The 18,584-nt window shown below is 67.3% G+C and carries 12 protein-coding genes; all 12 read right to left on the bottom strand.

The window, feature by feature from the left end; genetic code table 11:
- Positions 1 to 54: 54 nt before the first annotated feature.
- The 12 genes from AC4ELH_RS07140 to AC4ELH_RS07085 all read right to left on the bottom strand — a co-directional run bounded on the left by AC4ELH_RS07140 (position 55) and on the right by AC4ELH_RS07085 (position 18,583).
- On the bottom strand, positions 55 to 1,470 hold the full coding sequence (locus AC4ELH_RS07140) for a phytoene desaturase family protein (RefSeq protein ID WP_498883645.1): 1,416 nt from the start codon (positions 1,468 to 1,470) through the stop codon (positions 55 to 57).
- Between the two features lie 97 nt (positions 1,471 to 1,567).
- Positions 1,568 to 3,121 (bottom strand): acyl-CoA carboxylase subunit beta, encoded by a 1,554-nt coding sequence (locus tag AC4ELH_RS07135; protein WP_055118670.1) that lies wholly within the window; start codon positions 3,119 to 3,121, stop codon positions 1,568 to 1,570.
- Positions 3,118 to 8,556, bottom strand: a complete 5,439-nt coding sequence (gene pks13 / locus AC4ELH_RS07130; RefSeq protein WP_498883643.1) for a polyketide synthase Pks13 — start codon at positions 8,554 to 8,556, stop codon at positions 3,118 to 3,120. The genes AC4ELH_RS07135 and pks13 overlap by 4 nt, the downstream gene beginning before the upstream one ends.
- Positions 8,557 to 8,618: 62 nt before the next feature.
- Positions 8,619 to 10,508, bottom strand: a complete 1,890-nt coding sequence (fadD32, locus tag AC4ELH_RS07125; RefSeq protein WP_498883642.1) for a long-chain-fatty-acid--AMP ligase FadD32 — start codon at positions 10,506 to 10,508, stop codon at positions 8,619 to 8,621.
- 254 nt (positions 10,509 to 10,762) lie between these two features.
- Entirely contained in the window at positions 10,763 to 11,776 is a 1,014-nt protein-coding gene (gene culp6, locus AC4ELH_RS07120; RefSeq protein ID WP_498883641.1) for a carboxylesterase Culp6, read from the bottom strand.
- A 42-nt stretch (positions 11,777 to 11,818) separates the two neighbouring features.
- Positions 11,819 to 12,265 carry a hypothetical protein gene (locus tag AC4ELH_RS07115; protein WP_064882834.1) on the bottom strand — a complete coding sequence of 149 codons (447 nt, stop codon included), beginning with the start codon at positions 12,263 to 12,265 and terminating at the stop codon, positions 11,819 to 11,821.
- A 75-nt stretch (positions 12,266 to 12,340) separates the two neighbouring features.
- Positions 12,341 to 13,243: an alpha/beta hydrolase-fold protein gene (locus AC4ELH_RS07110; RefSeq protein ID WP_064882779.1), complete on the bottom strand. Its 903-nt coding sequence runs from the start codon at positions 13,241 to 13,243 to the stop codon at positions 12,341 to 12,343.
- Between the two features lie 176 nt (positions 13,244 to 13,419).
- The gene (locus AC4ELH_RS07105; RefSeq protein WP_055118679.1) at positions 13,420 to 14,415 is read right to left on the bottom strand and encodes an esterase family protein; all 996 of its coding nucleotides are present in this window, start codon (positions 14,413 to 14,415) and stop codon (positions 13,420 to 13,422) included.
- A gap of 136 nt (positions 14,416 to 14,551) precedes the next feature.
- A complete protein-coding gene (locus tag AC4ELH_RS07100) occupies positions 14,552 to 14,929 on the bottom strand; it encodes a hypothetical protein (protein WP_498883640.1) in 378 nt (125 codons plus the stop codon).
- Positions 14,930 to 15,094: 165 nt separating this feature from the next.
- Positions 15,095 to 17,137: a terminal beta-(1->2)-arabinofuranosyltransferase gene (gene aftB / locus AC4ELH_RS07095; RefSeq protein ID WP_498883638.1), complete on the bottom strand. Its 2,043-nt coding sequence runs from the start codon at positions 17,135 to 17,137 to the stop codon at positions 15,095 to 15,097.
- Positions 17,115 to 18,053 (bottom strand): decaprenyl-phosphate phosphoribosyltransferase, encoded by a 939-nt coding sequence (locus tag AC4ELH_RS07090; RefSeq protein WP_064882784.1) that lies wholly within the window; start codon positions 18,051 to 18,053, stop codon positions 17,115 to 17,117. The genes aftB and AC4ELH_RS07090 overlap by 23 nt, the downstream gene beginning before the upstream one ends.
- A complete protein-coding gene (locus tag AC4ELH_RS07085) occupies positions 18,050 to 18,583 on the bottom strand; it encodes a phosphatase PAP2 family protein (protein WP_064882786.1) in 534 nt (177 codons plus the stop codon). Before AC4ELH_RS07085 ends, AC4ELH_RS07090 begins: the two co-directional genes overlap by 4 nt.
- Position 18,584 lies beyond the last annotated feature (1 nt).

The raw sequence follows: 18,584 nt of genomic DNA, 5'->3' as shown, positions 1-18,584 counted from the left end.
ACACGCTTGTGAGTAAGGCTGTGCGCCGGCGGCCTGTTGCAAACCTGAACGGCGTCACCGCGGGAGGGCGGACAAGGCGACCGCGGCCGCGTTCGCGCCGCACATACCGTGCGCCCCGGGCCCCGGCGGGGTGGCCGCCGAGCACAGGTACATGCCGGGAACACCAATTCTGTACGGCTGCAGCGTAGTACGTGGGCCGAACATCAGCTGCCGGATGTCCTTGGCGCCCGTACAGATGTCACCGCCGACGTAGTTGGCGTTGTACACCGACATCTCCGTCGTCGACCGCACCGACGTCCCGACTATCCGGTCGCGAAACCCGGGGGCGAACCGCTCGAACTGACCGACGATCGCCTCGGTCGCATCACCGGTGTAGCCGTGTGGCACATGGGCATACGAATACACCGGATTGATGTCGCCGACCGAGCGGCTGGGATCGGCCACATACTGCTGCCCGACGAGCACAAACGGTCGCTGCGGCATCCGGCCGGCGTGGATCGCCCGCTCCGTCGCAGCAACCTCGGCGAAGCTGCCACCCAGATGTACCGTTCCGGCATCGTTGACCGCGGGATTCGTCCACGGCACCGGGCCCTGGACCGCGAAGTCGACCTTGAATGCACCTGGACCGTAACGGAATCCACCCAGACCATGGGCGACCCGCCGTGGCAGCCGGTCCCCCAGGATGTCGACGACGGCCGTCGGCGCAAGGTCGAACATCGTCACCTCGGCCGGTGGGAGCTGCGCTGCCGACGTGACGCGGACGCCGGTTTCCACCTTGACACCGAGCTCCGCGAGCACCGCAGCCAACGCATCGGTGATGGCCTGCGAACCGCCCTGCGCCACCGGCCAACCGTGCCGGTGCCCGGCCGTGATGATGCCGAGGCCGATGGCAGACGTCAGCGGATAGCGCAGGGGCCGGAAGGTATGTGCCGCAACGCCACCGAACAGAGCCCGGGCCCGTTCGGTACGGAAGAGCCGGGCGAATGCCGACGCCGGGAGCAGGGTGGGCGCACCGAACCGGGCCAACGCCACCGGGTGCCTGGGCACCCGCAACAGCGGCCCCATGATGTCCTGCGACAGGAGGTCGAAGTTCGCCGACGGCCCACCGAAGGCCCGGCGCCAGCGGTGGCCGTCCGACCCGAGAGCCGCTGCGGTGTCGTCGATACCGCGATACAGGAGGCCGGCGTCACCCTCGTCGAGAGGATGCGCGCAATCGATTTCAGGCCATTTCCAGTGCAGTCCATGGCGTTCCAGCCCGAGACCGCTCAGGAAAGCCGAGCCGACCGCCATCGGGTGGATCGCCGAGCAGTGGTCGTGAACCAGGCCCGCGATCTCGCCCTCGCCGGAACGCACCCCACCGCCGATCTCATCGGCGGCCTCCAGCACGGTGACGTCCAGTCCGGCCTTCGCCAGGGTGATGGCGGCCGCGAGACCGTTGGGCCCGGCGCCGACCACAAGCGCGGTAGTCATGCGTGGTGCCCTCCTGCCTTTCGCCGAACAGACGCGTAGGTACCCCTAAACCGTAGTTCAGGGGTACCTACACGTCTGCTCGCGCTGGAAAAGAAGGTTAGATCGGGGTCAGGCCGTGCTTGCGCTGAACCTTGGGCATGTTCTGCTTGTCCCGCAACAGGTGCAGGGACTTGCGGAGCAGCAGCCTGGTCTCGTGCGGCTGGATCACACCGTCGATGTATCCGCGCTCGGCCGCGATCCACGGCGTGGCCAGGTTGAGGTTGTAACCCTCGATGAAGTCGGCGCGGATCTTCTGCACCTCGGGCGCGGTCGGATCCGGGAATCGCTTCACCAACAGCTGCGCCGCGCCCTCGGCGCCGATCACCGCGATACGCGCGGTCGGCCAGGCGAAGTTCAGGTCTGCCGAGAGCTGCTTGGAGCCCATCACCGCGTACCCGCCGCCGTAGGCCTTGCGGACGACGATGGTCACCTTCGGCACGTCGGCCTCGACGATCGCGTTGAAGAATCGGCCGCCACGCTTGATGATGCCGTCCTTCTCCTGCTGCACACCCGGCATGGCGCCCGGGGTGTCGACCACGAAAACCAAAGGCAGGTTGAAGGAGTCGCAGAACCGGATGAAGCTCGCGGCCTTGTCGGAGGCGTCCGTGTCCACCACACCGGACAGGAACATCGGCTGGTTGGCGATCACACCGACCGGCCGACCGTCCACCCGCGCGAACGCGGTGATCATCGCCGGGCCACGCTGCTCGGCGATCTCGAAGACGTCACCGTCGTCGAAGATCCGCAGCAGGATCTCGTGCATGTCGTACGCGGTGTTGTCGGAATCCGGCACGATCGAATCCAGCTCCAGATCGTGCGGCGTGATCTCGGGTTCCAGACCCGGGTTCACGATCGGGGCATCGTCGAAGTGGTTGGCGGGCAGGAACGAAAGATAGTCGCGCACGTACTGGAACGCGGCCGCCTCATCCTCGACAACCTTGTGGATGTTGCCGCGCTGGGCCTGGACGTCGGCGCCGCCGAGCTCGTCGAACGTCACATCTTCACCGGTGACGTCCTTGATCACGTCCGGGCCGGTGATGAACATGTAGCCCTGGTCGCGCACCGCCACGAGCAGATCGGTCTGGATCGGCGAATAGACCGCGCCGCCAGCGCATTTGCCCAGAATGATGGAGATCTCCGGGACCAGACCGCGCAGCATCTCGTGCCGGCGGCCGAGTTCGGCGTACCAGGCCAGCGAGGTCGCCGCGTCCTGGATGCGAGCGCCGGCGGAGTCGTTGATCCCGATGATCGGGCAGCCGACCATGGCCACCCACTCCATGAGCTTGGCGACCTTGCGGCCGAACATCTCACCGACCGAACCCTGGAACACCGTCTGGTCGTGGCTGAACACGCCGACCGGTCGGCCGTTGATGGTTCCGTGCCCGGTGACCACGCCGTCGCCGAAGAGCGCGTTGGGATCGCCCGGGGTCTTGGCCAGCGCGCCGATCTCCAGGAAGCTGCCCGGATCGAGCAATGCGTGGATGCGGGCACGGGCGCTCGGGATGCCCTTCTTGTCCCGTCGCGCAATGGCTTTGGGGTCGCCCGGCTCCTTGGCCAGTTCCAGCTTCTCGCGGAGCTCGGCCAGGAGTTCAGCCGTGGTCTTGTTCGTCACTTGCTCTCGCTCTCGGCTTCGATACGGTTGATCGCCTCGCTCATGTGAGCACCGACTTTGGCAATGTACGGCTCATCGATGGCCTGGATGTGCTCGCCCCCGATGGGCACCACCTCGAGATCCTTGACGTACTCGCCCCAGCCGCCGTCGGGCTTGCGGGTCGCGTACGCGGGCTCGAAGACGATGGCGTCATCGTGGTACCGGTCGGCGAGGTACAGCGTGACGTGGCCGTCGTAGGGCTGGACCTCGATGGTGGCCAGAGCCCGCTGATCCAGGTACGACGTGCGCTGATGCTCGATGATCCCGCCGGGGATCTGCACGCCGCTGTCCTTGATCGCGTCCAGGACGAACTTCACCTGGCCCTCGTCGTCGAGCTGCTCCAGCTCCTCGTAAGGAATCGCCGGGATCTCGACATTGAAGGTGCGCTGGGCGAACAGGGCGTAGCGGTCCCAACGGGCCCGCATGCCTTCCTTGCTCTGGTCGATCGGCTCGCCAGGGAGCGCGAGGTCGATCAGCCCGACGAACCGGACATCGGCGCCGGCCTGCTTCAGACCGATCGCACACGCGTAGGCCAGCGCCCCACCGAGCGACCAGCCGGCCAGGATGAACGGGCCGTTGTGCATCGCCAGCAGCTTGGGCACGTACTCGGCTGCACGCTCCTCGATCGCACCCTCGACCCGCTCGATGCCGTAGATCGGGGTATCGGCAGGCAACCGCTTGATCAACGGTTCGTAGACGACGGTGGATCCACCGGCCGGGTGGAACACGAACAATGGAACGTGTGAGGTTCCTTGTTTGGGAGCCCGCAGCGTACGGACGAATCCGTCCACCACACCCTCTTCGAGCTGATCGCGCACGATCGTGGACAGCTCTTCGATGGTCTTGGCCGAACGCACCTGTTCGACGGTGACGGTGCCCTCGGCGCGCTCGGAGAGCCGCTCGGACAGCTTGGTCGCGGTCTCGACATCGACGAAGGGCAGCTCGTTGAAGATGCCGCTCGGCGACTTGCCGGTGACGATCGCCCAGGTGGCGAAGGTGACCCGCTCCGCGGCGTCACGCGGGGGCACGTCGGCGCCGAGCGCCTCGGTGACGGCCTCCTGGGTGAGCACCTTGGCTGCCGCGGCAGCCGCGGTGGCCTTGCTGGGTCCCGACGGCGCCGGGGCGGCCGGTCCGCTCGGATCGCTCGGCGGAGCCGGGACGGCCGGTCCGCTCGGATCACTCGGCGGCGGCGGGATCTCCAGGCCCTCGGTGGCAGCGGCCTCGGCGACGGGGTCCACCCCGGTGACTGCTTCGTCCTTCTCGCTCAACGGATGTCCGGCCTCGGCCAGCTTGGCCTCGAGCTCGGCAACCGTCGAGGCACCGCCCAGGAGTTCGGACTGCTCGGCCGCGATCTCCTCGGCCGTCTTGCCCTTCTGGGATTCGGCGATCTGATCGACCTCGTCGCGGTGCTCGATCGCGTACTTGATGAGCTCCTCGACGTTGTAGAGGTTGGCGTCACGCACCGCGGTCAGCTGAATCGGCGGCAGGTCGAAGTCGTACTCGACGCGGTTCTTGATCCGTACCGCCATCAGGGAATCCAGGCCCAGCTCGATCAGCGGCACCTCCCACGGCAGATCCTCGGGCTCGTAGCCCATGGCGCCGCCGACGATGGCGCCGAGCCGCTGCGCGATGGTCTCGCCCGACTCCGGCGACCATTTCTCGAACCCGGCGCCCATGCCGGCACCCTTGGTGAGGTTGTCCTGAAGGATCTCGGCATCATCCTCGACCTCAGGCTCGGCCAGAGCCGGCGCGGCCGAAACCTGTTCGGCGACAACACCGGCACCCACCGCGGTCGGCAGCGTGGTTGCCGCACCGCCGCGAGTCACGATCGCGTCATAGACCAAGGTGAACGATTCATCGATGCGGGCATGCACCTGCACCGAGGCACCACCCGGGTGCCGGGTCAGCGTGGTGACCAGACGAGAGCCCTCGGCCGGCACCGCCCGCTGCTCCGACGCGGTCAGCTTGGCATCCGGAAGCACCTGCGCGGCCGCGGCTTTCACCAGGGCAGCCAGATCAGCGGCGCCCTTCGACACGAACTCCCAGACATGCTTGCCGTCGGGCGTCGCGACGTGGTTGCCGGGCATCACCGTGGAGGCGTCGCCGGTGAAGTGCGCATCCAGCCAGTGCTGCTTGCGCTTGAACTTGGTCGGCGGGATGTTGGCGAAGTCCAGCGCGCCGGCCAGGCCGGTGGACTTGCGCGGGAACAGGGTCCGCAGGTCCAGGTCATGGCCGTGGACGAACAGATGAGCCATGGCCGTGACCATCGAGGTGACCTCGTCCTGCTTGCGGGCCAGGGTCGCGATCAGCTGCGCATCGTGCAGCCCGGCCGAAGCCGTCGTCAACCCAACCTGCATGAGCGCCACCGGGTTCGGTGCCAGCTCCAGGAATGTGGTGTGACCGTTGTCCACCGCGTTGCGGATGCCGTGGGTGAAGTAGACGCTGTGCCGCAGGCCCTTCTTCCAGTACTCCACGTCGTGGATCGGCTCGGCACCCGCCCGGATGAACTTGCCCTCGTGCACGGTCGAGAAGTAGCCGGTGCTCAGCGGGTGGGGTTCGATGCCCTGGATTTCGGCGGACAGCTCGCCGAGCAGCGGGTCCATCTGCTGGGTGTGGCTGGCGCCCTTGGTCTGCAACTTGCGGGCGAACTTGCCCTCGGCTTCGGCACGGGCGATGATCGCGTCGATCTGCTCCGGCGGACCGCCGATCACGGTCTGGGTCGGGGCGGCGTACACGCACACCTCGAGACCCGGGTAGTCGGCGAACACCGTCTTGATCTCGTCGGCCGAGTACTCGACCAGCGCCATCAGGCGGATGTACTCGCCGAACAGCATCGCCTCGCCCTCGCCCATCAGGTGGGCACGCGAGCAGATGGTCCGGGTGGCATCGGCCAGCGACAAACCGCCGGAGAAGTATGCGGCGGCAGCCTCACCGAGCGACTGCCCCACCACTGCACCGGGTTTCGCACCGTGGGCCTTGAGGAACTCACCGAGCGCGACCTGGATGGCGAAGATCACCGTCTGGACCACTTCGATGGGGTATTCGCAGGTTTCGTTCGTGTAGTCGATCGCGTCGTCGAGAATCAGCTCGACGACCGAGTACCCGCGTTCATCCTGGATGTAGGCGTCGACCTTGTCGATCCACTCGGCGAAGACCGGCTCGCGCAGGTACAGCTCTTTGCCCATCTTGCGGTGCTGCGCGCCGAAACCGGCGAGCACCCACACCGGGCCGTTGGTGACCGGGCCGTCGGCCGAGATCACACTCGGATGCTGCTTCCCATCGGCGACCGCCCGCAGCCCCTTGACCGCCTCGTCGTGGTCGTGGGCCAGCACGATGGCACGCGAACGGCCGTGGTTGCGGCGCGACAGCGAGCGTCCGATGGACTCGAGCGACGACGCCCGACCCTCTTCGCTGTCGATCCAGTCCGCCAACGCGGCGGCGGCGACCTTCTTGCGTGAGGTCAGGAAGGCCGAGACGGCAAGCGGGACAACCTTCTTGACCGGCTCGGCGGCGTCGGCGGCGGCCAGCTCCTCGCGGGCCGCCTCGATCAGGCGCTTGGCCTCATCGGTCAGGCCGGGCAGCTCATGGTTGGCCTCGTCGTACGTCGGGTACTCGTCAGCTTCAGCCTCGTCGTGGATGAACTCGCCGTACTCATCCATCCGGACGCCACCGACATACGTCGCGTTGGCGTCATCGGCAGCCGACTTGTCCTCGACCGCTTCGGGTTCCGGCTCCGGCTCGACCAGATCCGATGGCAGGACCTCGCGCAGCACCAGGTGCGCGTTGGCGCCACCGAAGCCGAAGCCCGACACACCGGCGATCGCATGACCGCTGTAGCGCGGCCACTCCGAGACGGTGTCGTTGACCTTGAGGTGCTCTTTGTCGAAGTCGATGTACGGATTGGGCCCGGCGTAGTTGATCGACGGGGGCAGCTTGTCGTTGGCCAGCGACAGCGTCATCTTCGCCAGGCTTGCCGCGCCGGCCGCCGACTCGAGGTGGCCCACATTGGATTTCACCGCACCCAGCAGGGCGGGTTTGTCTGCCTCGCGGCCACGTCCGATGACCCGGCCCAGGGCGTCGGCCTCGATCGGATCACCCAGGATGGTGCCGGTGCCGTGCGCCTCGATGTAGTCGACGGTCCGCGGGTTGATCCCCGCGTTCTTGTACGCCTTCCGCAGAACCGCTTCCTGCGCATCGGGGTTCGGGGCGAGCAGTCCGTTGGACCGGCCGTCGTGGTTGATCGCACTACCGGCGATGACGGCCAGGATCTGGTCGCCGTCGCGGCGGGCGTCGGCCACCCGCTTGAGCACCAGCATGCCGCCACCTTCGGAGCGGGCATAGCCGTCGGCGTCCGAGGAGAACGACTTGATGCGGCCGTCCGGCGCCAACACGCCACCGACCTCGTCGAAGCCGACCGTCACCATCGGGGTGATCAACGCGTTGACACCGCCGACGATGGCCACATCGGCCTCACCGGAACGCAGCGCCTGCACACCCTGATGCGCTGCCACCAGCGAGCTCGAGCATGCGGTGTCGACGGCGACCGACGGGCCGCGGAAGTCATAGAAGTACGAAACCCGGTTTGCGATGATCGAACTCGCGGTTCCGGTGATGGCGTACGGGTGGGTCACCGACGGGTCCGAGACCGCCAGGAACTGGTAGTCATTGGTCGAGTTGCCCACGAACACACCGACACTGGTGCCGCGCAGACTCGACGCCGGGATCCGGGCGTGCTCCAGGGCCTCCCAGGTCAGCTCCAGCGCCATGCGCTGCTGTGGGTCGATGTTGTCGGCCTCCATCTTCGACAGCGCGAAGAACTCGGAGTCGAAACCCTTGATGTCCGACAGGTAGCCGCCCCGGGTGCGGGCCTTGGCCACGCGCTCGGCGATCCGCGGCTCGGAGAGGAACTCTTCCCAGCGGCCCTCGGGCAGGTCGGTGATGCAGTCCTTGCCGGCGAGCAGGGCGTCCCACATCTCGTCGGGGGTGTTGAGGTCGCCCGGGAAGCGGGTGGCGACGCCGACAATGGCGATGTCTTCCACATCGTGTTCCCGCGACCAGTCCTCGTCGTCGGTGCTCGGGGGTTCGGGCTCGCCCTCGATGATCACCGTCGCCAGCGACTCGATGGTGGGGTGCCGGAACAGCACCGTGGCCGTCAGCGTGACCCCGGTCAGGTCCTCGATGTCGCTGGCCATCGCCACCGCGTCGCGCGAGGACAGGCCCAGCTCGATCAGCGGCGTGGTCTCGTCGATCACGTCCGGCGACTGACTCGTGGCGGTGGCCACCGCTTTGCGCAGCCACTCGCGCATCTCCGCGACGGTCAGGTCGGGGCGCGACGCCGGTGCCCCGGCGGGCTGGGTGCCCTCTGGAAGATTCGAATTGCTTTGTGTTTCATCCATATTCAGGTCACCTTGCATCAGAACGGGCTGGTCGGCCACGTGTCGTTGGCTTAGAGGTTCGGTCAGTCCGTCTCGTCGGGGAACGCGTTGGCGATCTTCCCGCTGCGCAGGCTGCCGTCCAGGTACGCGGAGCGGCAGGCCCGACGGCCGATCTTGCCGCTGGAGGTACGCGGGATGGCGCCGGCCGCGGTCAGCAGCACGTCGCGCACGGTGACACCGTGCCGCACGGCGATCGCGGCCCGGATGTCGTCGGTGATCGGGCCGACTTCGAGCTTGTGGGAGCCCGGAGCGCGCTCGGCGACGATGACCAGCTGCTCGGAGCTGTCGTCGTCGTCACGGTGCAGGCCGGCGTGCGCGTTCTCGAACACCTCGTCGGGCAGCTGGTTGGCCGGCACCGAGAAGGCCGCGACGTAACCGGTGCGCAGCGCCTTGCTGGCCTCCTGAGCCGAGTACTCCAGGTCCTGCGGGTAGTGGTTGCGGCCGTCGATGATCACCAGGTCCTTGACGCGGCCGGTGATGTAGAGGTCGCCGTCGTAGAAGGCGCCGTAATCGCCGGTGCGGACCCAGGTGGCGTCGTCGTCGGCACCCTCGGCGTGGGACGGGCTCGTCCGCGACTTGAGGGTGTTCTGGAAAACCTGGATGGTCTCTTCGGGCTTACCCCAGTAGCCGGTGCCCATGTTCTGGCCGCTCATCCAGATCTCACCGACCTGTCCGTCGGGCAGCTCGGTCGCACTCTCGGCGTCGACGATGACGGCCCACTCGGAGACGCCGACCTTGCCTGCCGAGGCCTGGGCGACCGCCTTGGGCGAGTCTGCGTCCACCTCGACGATCCGACCGGTGTTGAGCTCGTCGCGGTCGACGGAGATGATCTTCGGCTCTTCGGCGGACGGCGTGGTCGACACCATCAACGTCGCCTCGGCCAAGCCGTAGGACGGCTTGATCGCCTTGGCCGGGAAGCCGAACGGGCTGAAGGCCTCGTTGAACCGGCGCACGGTGGCCGCCGAGATCGGCTCGCTGCCGTTGAGCACGGCCTTGACATTGGAGAGGTCGAGCGGCTCGCCGTCCTTGGGCACGCCACGTGCCGCGGCGTGGTCGAACGCGAAGTTCGGGGCCACCGAGATGACGCCGCCCGTGTCGCCTTCCTTGCGGGCCATCTCGCGGATCCAGCGTTCGGGCCTGCGCACGAACGCGGCCGGGGTCATGAAGGTGAAGTAGTGGCCGATCATCGGCGCGATCAGACCGGTGACCAGACCCATGTCGTGGAAGAACGGCAGCCAGGACAGTCCGCGGTCGCCCTCCTCACCTTCGAGCGCCTCGACGATCTGCACGACGTTGGTGGCCATGTTCAGATGGGTGATCTGGACACCGGTCGGGATCCGGGTCGAGCCGGAGGTGTACTGCAGGTAGGCGATGGTCGTCTCGTCGACGTCCTTGAAGTGGACCCAGGTGGCGGCGACGTCGTCGGGCACGGCGTCCACCGCGATGACACGGGGACGCTGGTTGGCCGGTCGGCTGCGGAAGAACTTGCGCACGCCCTCGGCGGCCTCGGTGGTGGTCAGGACCGCCGCCGGATGGCAGTCGTCCAGCACCGCGTGCAGGCGGCCGACGTGGCCGGGCTCGGACGGGTCGAACAGCGGCACCGCGATGCGGCCGGCATAGAGGGCACCGAAGAAGGCGACGAGGTAGTCCAAGTTCTGCGGGCACAGGATGGCGACGCGATCGCCGGGTTGGGTGACCTGCTGAAGCCGGGCGGCCACCGCCTTGTTGCGGGCGCTGAACTGCGCCCAGGTCAGGTCACGGGCGACACCGTCGCGCTCGGTCGAGAAGTCCAGGAAGCGGTATGCCAGCTTGTCGCTGCGAACCCTGGCCCAACGCTCGACGTGCTCGACGATGCTGGCGCCGTCAGGGAACTTGATCTGACCGTCCTTGATGAACGGATTGATGAACGGCATATAACTCTCCTGTCAGAGCCGTACTCGTCGCGTTGTCGCACGTCACTGGAGGTGCGTTGCAGCCACTCGGGCGGCCGTACGTACCCAAACCCGGACGATCGTACCGGGCGCGGCGACCACGCCTACGAGTCAGCTGACGGCTCTAGTCAACCAACCACGCACGCGCAAAGCTCTTATTTTTCTCTTAATGTTAAGGGACTGTGACGGTCCCGGCCAAATCCGCCACGCGAGTCGCGGTCCGGGCGTGTTCGGTGTCAACCGTGCTTGGGGTGCGGCGCGTTGTCCACCAGGCCCTTGGCCCAGCTCAACGTCCACTGCGTGGCGGTCTCGCCGTTCTCCACCCAGAACTGCGGGGTGTTGTACAGAGCGTGCACCGGGCCGGCCGCGCTGCCGGTCAGTGTCTCCAGGGTCTTGGGCAGGTTGAAGATCGAGAACGCCTCCTCCGGCGCCGAGCAGATCAGGTCTCCCTTGCCGCATATCTGATTGGTCCGGTCGTTGAGCGCCCCGAAGCCGCCCTGCCGCGGTCCCGTCATGGTCAGACCCATCTCGGACAACACCGGCACCTCATGCAGCGTGATCTCGGCTCCCTGGCCGGGCGGGTTGGGGCCGATGTCCTGCCCGACGCCGAGTTGGCGACGCCCGTCGGCGATCAACGTCGCGCCCAGCACCAGATCCTCGTCCACCGGGCCACGGCCGTTGCCGATATCGCTGGCAAGGTCCCCACCGATCACCGCGCCCTGCGAGAACCCGGCGATCACATAGCTGGTCAGCGGGCACCGGTCGTTCATGTCCGTCATCGCCTTGACCGCGGTGCGCTTCCCCTCGGCGCGGCTGTCGTTGTAGGACATCTGCTTGTCTGCGGCGAACGGGTTATGGAACTGCGCGGTGTAGGGCACCGTGTAGACCTCGAGCCGGTCCTTCCCGAACTGCTCGGACATCGGCCGGCTGATATTGCTCATCAGCGACAGCGGGAACTGCGTCGGGTTGAACGGGTCGTCCTGTGGCGAGGACTCCCAGGTGCCGGGGATCGAAACCAGCATCACGTCGGGGCAGTCGGCGGACTGGAACTCCGGGCGCGGCTTACGTGTCGTCGACGGTCCCGGGACCCCGGCCGGCGGCTGGGCCGACGGCGGCGCCGACGGGCTCTCGGGGCGACGCAGGTAGATCACCACGATGGACACCACCAGCACCACGACGAGTGCCATCGCCCCGGCGGCGATCAGTGCCAGGATGCGGTGCCGCTTCCGGCGGCCGGCATTTTTTGCCATGGGTTACTCGGGCTCCTCGCGTGCGGTGCGGTGATCTGCTTGTCAGCAGAGATGTTCGGTGGCGATACGGATGTAGTCGGTGGCGGCGGCGTCGATCTCGCCGGACGTGGGGCTTTCCGAGGTATGGGCGGCCCGGACATCGCTACGCACCAACGGCAGGACGAAATCCCGTACCGCCTGGTCGTTCAGCTTGGCGGCGTGAGCCTGGCACACATACGACCCGATCGACAGCGCCAGCAGCTCACTGGACGGGTTGATCCCCGTGTCCTTGAGCTTGTCGAGATACGTGTGCTGCTGCGACGTCAGGTCCAGCTCACCGGGACGACCCTGCTGAGGTTGCGCGGACACCGCCTGCGGCTGCGCACCGTTGACCTGTGACGTCGGCAGGGCCAGCGGCGCCATGATGTCGCCGCCCGCGTCGCACGCCGTGAGCAACGACGCAGCGGACACCGCTGCCACCAGGGTGGCCGACCGTACCGTGTGCTGCACGCTTCCACCGTACCGGCTGGTGAAAAGTGCCCCGGCGCAGCTGATTCTGGTCACCACGGCGGCCCGCCCGGACCGCTACTTGATGGTCGCGACCAGCTCACCCGACATCTGCGCCAGCTGCGGCGCCCAGCTACCCCAGTCATGCTGGCCTCCGGCCGGCATGTCGAAGTGCCCGTTGCTGCCGCCGACCGAGCGGTAGTGCTGGTAGAAGGACCGGTTGCTGCCCTGCGCCAGATCGCAGACACCGATCATGGCAGCCGGGTCGCTGCACGTCAGGGCGGCGGGGCTGTACACCCAGAGCCGGGTGTTGGCATCGGCCAGCAACTGCACGTGCACGTCGGGGTCATGCCACTTCCAGCGGCCCAGCTGTGGGGCACCCCACATGCCGTAGCTGTCCACCCCGCCGAACTGGGCCATACCCGCGGTGATCGCGCCGTTGAGAGTGGTGGCCGACGGAGTCAGGAAGCCCGACAGCGATCCGGCGAAGCGGTACCGGTCGGGGTGGAACGCAGCCAGCGTCAGCGCGGCGGTGCCGCCCTGCGAGGCGCCCACGACCCCGTGCCCGCCCGGAGCCAGCCCCTTGTTGGCGGCCAGCCAGTCCGGCAGCTCGGCCGAGAGGAAGGTCTCCCACTGCTTGCTGCCGTCCTGCTCCCAGTTCGTGTAGAGGCTGAACGCGCCACCGGCCGGGGCCGCCACCGAGATACCGCGGCCGGCCAGGGTCGACATCGCATGACCCGCGTTGACCCAGTTGCTGACATCGGGGGCCGCGTTGAACGCATCGAGCAGGATCACCGCGTGCGGGCCACCGCCCTGGAACGCGACCGGAATGTCACGGCCCATGGCCGCCGACGGGACCATCAGGTACTCGACACCGTCCGCCCGGGCCGGAGCGCTCGTCGTCGCCGACGCTGTCCACAGGCCGGCTCCCAACACCACCGCCAGCAGCATCGCCCGCATCAGACTCAACGCACGTCTCATCATCAACCTCTCCCGCTGCCGGTCGTTCGGCGTGCCCCCGCACACGTAATCCGCGTTGTAGTGAACCACATCGCAACCACAGCCGGGGCCCAGAAACGGCTGACGGCGGCGACCCCGTGGGGATCGCCGCCGTCTTCCGTGTTGTCAGGTGCGTTGGATCGCTACCTATCGTCCGCTCAGGCGGTCGGGGTAGCGCCCAGGACGCGCTGCAGGTCAGGCTTCATGGCCTGCAGCTGCTGGCCCCAGTAGGCCCAGTTGTGCGTACCGCTCTGCGGGAAGTTGAACACCGCGTTCTTGCCGCCGGCCGCGATGTACTTCTCCTGGAAGGTGGAGTTCGTGCGGCACACGAAGCCCTCGAGGAACTTCGCGGGCATGTCGGCGCCACCGAGCTCGCCCGGCTTGCCGTTACCGCAGTACACCCAGAGCCGGGTGCCGTTGTTGGCCAGGGTCGCGACGTTCTCGGTCGGGTCGTTGGCCTTCCAGGCGTTGTCCGGGTCACCCGTCTTGCCCCACATGTCGTCGGCCTTGTAGCCGCCGGCGTCACCCATCGAGATACCGATCAGCATCGGCCACCAGCCCTCGGACGGGTTCAACGTGCCCGACAGGGACGAGGCGTAGATGAACTGATCCGGGTGCCGAGCCGACAGCATCAGCGCCGACGAACCCGCCATCGACAGACCGACCACAGCGCTGCCGGTCGACTTCACGTCCTTGTTGGCCGCCAGCCACGCCGGGAGCTCCTGCGTCAGGAAGGTCTCCCACTTGTAGGTCTTGCAGCCGCCGTCCTTGCTGCCACAGGCCGGCTTGTACCAGTCGCTGTAGAAGCTGGACTGGCCGCCGACCGGCATGACAACCGAGATGCCGGAGTTCAGGAACCACTCGAACGTAGGCAGTTCGATGTCCCACCCGTTCTGATCTTCGCGAGCGCGCATACCGTCCAGCAGATAGAGCGCAGGTGCACCCGCGCCACCGCTCTGGAACTCGACCTTGATGTCACGTCCCATCGCTGCCGACGGAACTTCGAGATACTCGACCGGTAGGCCGGGCCGAGACCAGGCTCCAGCGGTTGCCGAGCCGCCTACGACGCCAACCAGGCCAGGCAGCACGGCTGCTGCGGCGACCGCAACCGTCAACCGGCGCGACAGGCCGCGCATCTTCCCAACGAACTTCATACCGCTCCCTATCTGAATCTCTTCTTCGTATTCCGCACATCGATAAATGACCGACGTAAGCGGCTCACGTGCCCGTGTAGTCAACCACACGATTGCGTGATGCTTCTCTTCAGCAGTTGTCGTCCCTGGTCGCCCCTCAGCCGTTGATGGTCGCGATCAGGTCTGGTTGGAGGGCCCGCAGTTGAGCGGCCCGGTACGGCCGGGCGTGGTTGCCCGCCGGGGGAAAATGAGAGCTCACGTTGCTCCCGCCCGCGTTGCCGCGGGCAGTCTGAAAGTCCTTGTTGCACTTGATCGGGTCGTTGCGCGTCCTGGCGACGGTGCGCAATGCCGGGAACGACGCGGCACGGGTGGGCCGGCCCGGGCGGTAGACCGACATGTTCGACGCGGACCCGGCCGACATCGTCAACGCCTCCGCAGCGTTCCCGGTCCAGACGACCTGCTCGTCGGCGGCCAGATGACCCGCGAACCCGGGTGTGAGGAAGGTCTCGCGAGAGAACGCACGGGCCGTGGCCATCGGTAAGCGCCGACCCCAAGGGCGCATACCGGAGACACCAGAGGTCAGCATCGGTTTCTCGTACCGTCCGTTCAAGATCGATCACGCGGGCTCGTCTGGGTATCGGTGCCGCCCGCCCGGGCGTTACCGGATACACAGAATTCGGTCCTACGATCTCGCGCGCGGTCACGGTCCGGTGGCGGGCATCCCTGTGTACGGCGGGTTCTTGGGCTCGGGAACCGGCAGGCCGCACCGCTTCAGGTCATAGAGAGGCACGCGGTCGATCCGGTACTTGGTGAACTCGTAGGCGTGCGCCAGGTTGGAGAGGAACCGCCGTGGGCTCATCTCGCCGCGCACCGAGTTCAGCATCGACTCGGTGTCCGGGCATTCCAGTGCGGCCTCGGCCTGAGAGACCCATTCCTCGTCCAGGTAAGGCGGGATCCACTGCTTGGTCTTGAGGAACGGCCCTTCGGCCACCGCCCAGTCCGGGAACAGGTTCTTGTCGTGACCGATGCGGCCGTCCGTCAGCCGCTGGGTGTGCATCGCCAGCGGATTCGTCAGACCGATCTGGTCGATGACCCGCACGTCGAGTCCGACGTTCATGCCGAGCATGCCCATGTTGGTGAAGAACACGGTGTGCGGGGTTTCCAGCGCCCGACGGTCGGATGGGCTGAGATCGGGCGGTGGCGGATAGGCGGGTACGACGTCCCACTGGTCGTAGTTGCCCGATGGCAACAGCAGCGCCCCGTCGGGGGTGTTGTTGATCGCGGTCAGCACCGCACGCATCCGGGGATAGTCCAGGTAGTCGGCGGCGGTCAGCGGGTGCGCGTGACCGGTGGCCTGCGAGTAGAACCGGCGCTCGTCGACGATCCCGGTATAGGTGACGCGGGTGCCGTCGGCCCCCAGGCCCGGCGAGTTGGCGGCCCAGATCGACCAGCCCACCACCGATGCCCACAACACACTGGTGGCCGCGGCGAGCAGGTATCCGGTTTCCCGGGTGAACCTGGTGCCGTCGGGCAGCACGACCGGTATGACCGCGACGGGCATCAGCAGGCAGAACAGCGGAGTGAGCAGCACCCGGCCGTGCATGAAGTCACCACCCTGGCGCACCCAGTAGATGCCCTGCAGCAACCCACTCGCGAACATGAAAAGCACTACGGCCGCGGGACTCTGGACAGTGCGGGCCAGCCAGCCGTAGCCGCGGGGCACCTGATGGCGCACCCACCACGGCCGGGTCCGCGTGGTCAGCAGCACCGCGCCGAGGGCAGCCAGCAACAGCACCGGCACCCACAGCAGGTACGGGTGGTTGAAGTTGGTGAGATAGGTCAGGCCCTGGGCCCACTTGGATCCCGACGCGTCCTTGGCCACCGCAGTGCCCGGCACGATCAGCCCGTAGTAGCCCATCCGGAAGATCTGGTAGGCGACCGGCAGCAGTCCGCCGGCCACCAAGATCAGGACGCGGCGACGCCAGCCCCGGGCGGCGATCAGCATCATGACCAGTGCGCCACCGCCGATCAACGCCAACTCGGGACGGATCAGCACACTCAGCCCGGCCACGGTGGCCAGTGCACCATCGAAGTACTTGCTGGACACCGGGTTCGGTGCCTTTTTGGCCGCGCCGCGCCGTGTTGCCGGAGCCGCGCGCAGGGCCTGCGACCAGCACACCAACATCCACCACAGCAGGCCCAGATAGGCGAGGACCAAACCGTTTTCGAGCCCCGAGGTGGCGAAGTCGCGGGCCGGCGGGACGGCGATGTAGACCAGCGCGCCCGCGGGCAGCAGCAGGGCGCGGCGACCCTGCAGGCTCGGGGCATACAACCGGCCGGTGCCGAGCATCGCCAGGACGACACCGAGCACGCTCAACGTCAGCGCGAGGGCCAACGCCACGTACTCCATCCGGACCGAACCGCCGAGCCAGGCGCCCAGCGTCACCAGATAGGTCCACGCGGTGGAGGTGTTGGCCTCGATCCGCTCACCCGCATTGAAGACGGGACCGTTGCCCGCCAGCAGGTTTCGGACCGTCCGCAACACGATCAGACCGTCGTCGGCGATCCAGCGGCGCTGCCAGGCGCCCCAGCCGAACAGCCCGGCCACCACGACGACACTCACCCACAGGCTGACCCGCACGGAGACGTCGTAGGGAAACACCGGCCACCGCGCCAACCGGGCACCCACGCCGCCCGCCAGGCGGCGCAGCGTGATCCGGTCAGCTGAAGTAGATGGCTGCACCGATGGTTCCGATCCAGGCCAGGAACAGGATCTGCAGCACTCGGTCTTTCAGCGCAATCTCCTCAGGCTCACCGGCGATGCCACCGTCGATGTCGACCGCATAACGCAGGATCGCGACCGTCCAGGGAACGATCGTGATCGCGTACCACGATGCATTCCCGTCCAGGCCGGAGCCGCCGCTGGCACTGTCGCGGCCGAAGGCCCACAGGCCGTAGCAGAGCACCACCGCGGTGGCCGACAACGTCCACACGAAGCGCAGGTAGCTGCTGGTGTAGCGCTCCAGCGACTTACGGATCTTGGCGCCGGTGCGCTCGGCCAGTTGCAGCTCGGCGTACCGCTTACCGGCCGCCATGAACAATGCGCCGAAGGCCATCACCAACAGGAACCACTGCGACAGCGGGATGTCCGCGGCCACACCACCGGCGATCGCCCGGATCAAGAACCCCAGCGACACGATGCAGATGTCCAGCACGGCCTGGTGTTTGAGCCCGAAGCAATACGCCAGCTGCATGGCGATGTACACAACCATCACCAGTGCCAGATTCGGGTTCAACAGCCATGAGATGCCGATCGAGGCCACCCCGAGCACGACAGCCAGCGTGTAGGCCAGCGATGCCGGGACCACGCCGGCCGCGATGGGCCGGAACCGCTTCGTGGGATGGGCGCGGTCGGCCTCGACGTCACGCGCGTCGTTGACCAGATAGATCGACGATGCGGCCAGACAGAACACCACGAACGCGATCGACACCTTGTAGGCGAGATCGGCGTAGTCGTACTGGATCCCGCTGCCGACCGCGGCCACCGGGGCCGTGAGCACCAGCAGGTTCTTGATCCACTGACGCGGACGGACGGCCTTGACCAGGCCGACGGCCAGGTTCTTCGGCGGACCGGCCTCCGGCTGCGCTTCCTCACTCATTTGGCCACAGTCTCCTTCGGCCCGACACCGGCAGTATTTCCGACCACAGAACCGACGAGCGTCCCGACGGCCACGCCGGTGAGCACATCGGTGGGATAGTGCACGCCCAGCACCAGACGCGACAGCGCCATGGGCACCACCAGCACCGCACGCACCGGCAGACCGGTGGTCCGGGCCAGCAGCACCGCGGCGGCGGCGGTCGAGGTGGCATGTGCCGAAGGGAAGCTCAACCGGCTCGGCGTCCCGACGTTCACGGCGATATCGGGGTGGTGCGGCCGCTCACGGCGTACCACCCTTTTGATCAGGACCGCGGCGGCATGGGCCAGGAAAGCCCCGGCACCCACCGCCAACCATGACTTGCGCTTGGCCGGCTGGGCCAGCGCACCGGCCGCCGCAAGCCCGAGCCAACCCAGGCTGTGCTCACCGAAATGAGACAGCGCACGAGCGCCGGTCAGTACGCCCGGCCGGGTGGCCAGGGCAGACTGCACGGCAACCAACACGGCGTCCTCGCCGCGCGGGGCATCGGTCATG

It is taken from the genome of Mycobacterium shunyiense (assembly GCF_058270075.1).
The sequence above is the reverse complement of the archived record's forward strand: the minus strand, read 5'-3'. Positions and strand labels throughout refer to the sequence as shown.

Coding starts and splice junctions, on each gene's coding strand:
- AC4ELH_RS07105 (WP_055118679.1), bottom strand. CDS start 14,415: ATGAAGTTCGTTGGGAAGATGCGCGGCCTGTCGCGCCGGTTGACGGTT.
- pks13 (WP_498883643.1), bottom strand. CDS start 8,556: ATGGATGAAACACAAAGCAATTCGAATCTTCCAGAGGGCACCCAGCCC.
- AC4ELH_RS07100 (WP_498883640.1), bottom strand. CDS start 14,929: ATGGCCACGGCCCGTGCGTTCTCTCGCGAGACCTTCCTCACACCCGGG.
- AC4ELH_RS07140 (WP_498883645.1), bottom strand. CDS start 1,470: ATGACTACCGCGCTTGTGGTCGGCGCCGGGCCCAACGGTCTCGCGGCC.
- AC4ELH_RS07085 (WP_064882786.1), bottom strand. CDS start 18,583: ATGACCGATGCCCCGCGCGGCGAGGACGCCGTGTTGGTTGCCGTGCAG.
- AC4ELH_RS07110 (WP_064882779.1), bottom strand. CDS start 13,243: ATGAGACGTGCGTTGAGTCTGATGCGGGCGATGCTGCTGGCGGTGGTG.
- fadD32 (WP_498883642.1), bottom strand. CDS start 10,508: ATGCCGTTCATCAATCCGTTCATCAAGGACGGTCAGATCAAGTTCCCT.
- AC4ELH_RS07090 (WP_064882784.1), bottom strand. CDS start 18,053: ATGAGTGAGGAAGCGCAGCCGGAGGCCGGTCCGCCGAAGAACCTGGCC.
- culp6 (WP_498883641.1), bottom strand. CDS start 11,776: ATGGCAAAAAATGCCGGCCGCCGGAAGCGGCACCGCATCCTGGCACTG.